Origin of the sequence: Holdemanella sp. MSK.7.32 (assembly GCF_024460475.1) — a bacterium.
GTDB lineage: Bacteria > Bacillota_I > Bacilli_A > Erysipelotrichales > Erysipelotrichaceae > Holdemanella.
The window spans coordinates 1-2,621 of record NZ_JANFYN010000091.1 but is presented as its reverse complement, the minus strand read 5'-3'; the positions used below and the strand labels follow the sequence as shown (position 1 = coordinate 2,621).

The 2,621-nt window shown below is 33.4% G+C and carries 2 protein-coding genes; both read right to left on the bottom strand.

Annotated features, from left to right (window positions below; translation table 11 throughout):
• Nucleotides 1–143 precede the first annotated feature (143 nt).
• Nucleotides 144–893 carry an IS21-like element helper ATPase IstB gene (istB, locus tag NE544_RS11855; RefSeq protein WP_256269479.1) on the bottom strand — a complete coding sequence of 250 codons (750 nt, stop codon included), beginning with the start codon at nt 891–893 and terminating at the stop codon, nt 144–146.
• The gene (istA, locus tag NE544_RS11850) at nt 886–2,430 is read right to left on the bottom strand and encodes an IS21 family transposase (protein WP_256269478.1); all 1,545 of its coding nucleotides are present in this window, start codon (nt 2,428–2,430) and stop codon (nt 886–888) included. The genes istB and istA overlap by 8 nt, the downstream gene beginning before the upstream one ends.
• Nucleotides 2,431–2,621: the final 191 nt, after the last annotated feature.

Genomic DNA, 2,621 nt, shown 5'->3' with positions numbered 1-2,621 from the left:
TGAGTATTCCGCTATCTGAAGTCCATGCAATATGCTACAGAAGTCCACATAATCCGTTAAAGAAGTCCATCTTTTTTAAATCTTAATACGTAATACAAGTCCACTAAAAAACACGGTCAAATTAAATCAACCGTGTTTTTTGGTTATTTCTTATCTTTTAATTTAGAGTATGTTTCTCTTAATGATTTTCCATGTAATGTAATCAAATAAGATGAATTAATTATCCTATCTAATATCGCATCCGCTATAGGTCCTCCATTTAATAATTGATGCCAACCATCAAATGAATATTGACTACAGAATATTGTTGATTTCTTATTACACCTTATTTCCATCAATTCAAGTAGGTCACTTCTTTCTGATTCACTTGTCGATTTTAATAAGAATTCATCTAGTATCATTAAATCATACTTTCCTAGTTTTTTTAGATATTCATTATATTTTCCTTGAATCCTCATTTCTTCAAATTTTGAGAATAGTTCTGGTAATCGAATATATAAAACTGTTTTTCTATCTCTACAGGCATGGATCCCCAAAGCGTTTGATAACCATGTTTTACCACAGCCGGATGCCCCTACAAAAATTACATTTAAACCGTTGTTTATATAATTGTTTGTAGACAATTCCTCCATTTGCGAGCGATCGAGTTTTCTGTCTGGATTATAATTAATTGATTCCATACTTGCTGTAGAATCATAAAAATGTGCATTCTTGATAAATCTTTCTATTGTATGATTTACTCGACTATCATATTCCATATCAATTAATTCGCTGAACCGTTCATCGAATGATAATTGACTGTATTCTGGGTTTGCACTTTGTAATTCATATTGTTCTGCAATAACTGGTAATCTCATTTTCTTCAATTTTTCTATCAATTCACTCTTATCCATTGTTCCTGCCTCCGTAATAGTCTTTTCCTCGCACAAAGGCATGCATATCACATTCACTTTGTACATTATCATTTTTATCTTTCAAATCTTGATTTGACTGTAATATCATCTTAATATTTTTATAGCCAGGCTGACTGATGTGATCCAACGCCAATTGACACGCATTTTCCAGTCTGGTTTTTCCATATTTATCTGATAGTTTCAACAATGACATACAACCTTTATAAGCTTGTTCTTCAACTTTATAACGATCAAACAGTTTGGAAACTAAAATCGAAGTATTGTCTCCAATAGAGGCAGCCCACTTCATAAAACGGTCTTTGTTCCATTGAAATTTTTGGTGATTCTCCGGCATATGACTTTCATTTGTTGAGTATTGATTGATACGACCATATAATCGATCATGGGTACAAATTTGATTCATTTTATAATATACAGTTACAGTTCTTTTTGTGACTTTTACATCTACATAATTTCCAACGTATTCATATGGCACAGAATAATTCATTTTTTCTATCGAAATATGATAATTTAATTGAACTTTAGCTCGTTTCCATACACTCAACTCAAATGGCTGTTCAGGCAGAGCTTTCATAAACGGAAGTTCTTCGTCTAAATATACGCTTTTTCTGGAACCTTCCTTTTTCTGAAAAGGTCTGTTATTGAAATTGTCCAATTCTTTGATAATTGCTTTGTTTAGGTCCTCAAACGAAAAGAATTTCCTGTTTCTAAGTTTACCGACAATGGCTACTGTACAATCTCCAACCGCGCCTTCAACAGCTGCCTTATCTTTAGGCTTACGCACTCTTGTTGGAATAATAGTTGTATCATAATAGTCTGCCATTTCCTGATATGATTTGTTTAATATTGGATCCTCATATTTCTTGTTTTGGATAATTCCTACTTTTAGATTGTCTGGAATCAGAAGTCTTGTAACTCCGCCAAAATAACGGTAAGCCTGGATATGGCAATCGACCCAATCATTGATTTTCATGCTTGGACATGCTTGAACATAACTGTACATACTAAATGGTAATGTTGCCTCGAATAAATATGCAGGGATTGCTTCTCCTGTGTAACGATCATACACATACATACGGGTGCCATTCCAATCAACCATCATTTTATCACCCGGTTTATGATTGATATGCATCGTAAGATTATGCTTTTTAACGTAATCACGATATCGTTCGCAAAAGTAGCTATACTGGTAAAAAGGACTCTTGATTGACCGACAATCATCAACATATTCTTCCCATAGCAGTTTGATTGTGGTTCCTGGCTTTAACAGTTCCTTATGGATGTAATCAAAATCAGGTTGCTTAATGGATAAATTGATTTTCGTCTCCTGTTCAAATAATAAATTTTGGACATCTGATTCACTGAGATCTTTAACAGATGACCAACACACTTTCTTGTCATCAGCTACATTAAAAATTTTTCTTATTGTATCCCTTGAAATTTTAAGAGATACAGAAATCTGTCGCTGACTATAGTTTTGTGATCTCATTTCCAAAACTTTTTTAACATCTCGCATAAAAAAACACCTCCTAATCGCAAGACTAGATAAGTATACTTACTTACCTGTTTTTATCTTACAACAGGAGGATGATAGTTTATATCTACAATATAGGTGTGGACTTATACAACGGATTCAATGGACTTCGTCACCGTATCAACTGGACTTATTTTACCGTATTGGATGGGCTTGCCCATCCGTTATATTCA

Bases quoted from the DNA above. Each gene is read 5' to 3' on its own strand.
- istB (WP_256269479.1), bottom strand. From the start codon at position 893: ATGGATAAGAGTGAATTGATAGAAAAATTGAAGAAAATGAGATTACCA.
- istA (WP_256269478.1), bottom strand. From the start codon at position 2,430: ATGCGAGATGTTAAAAAAGTTTTGGAAATGAGATCACAAAACTATAGT.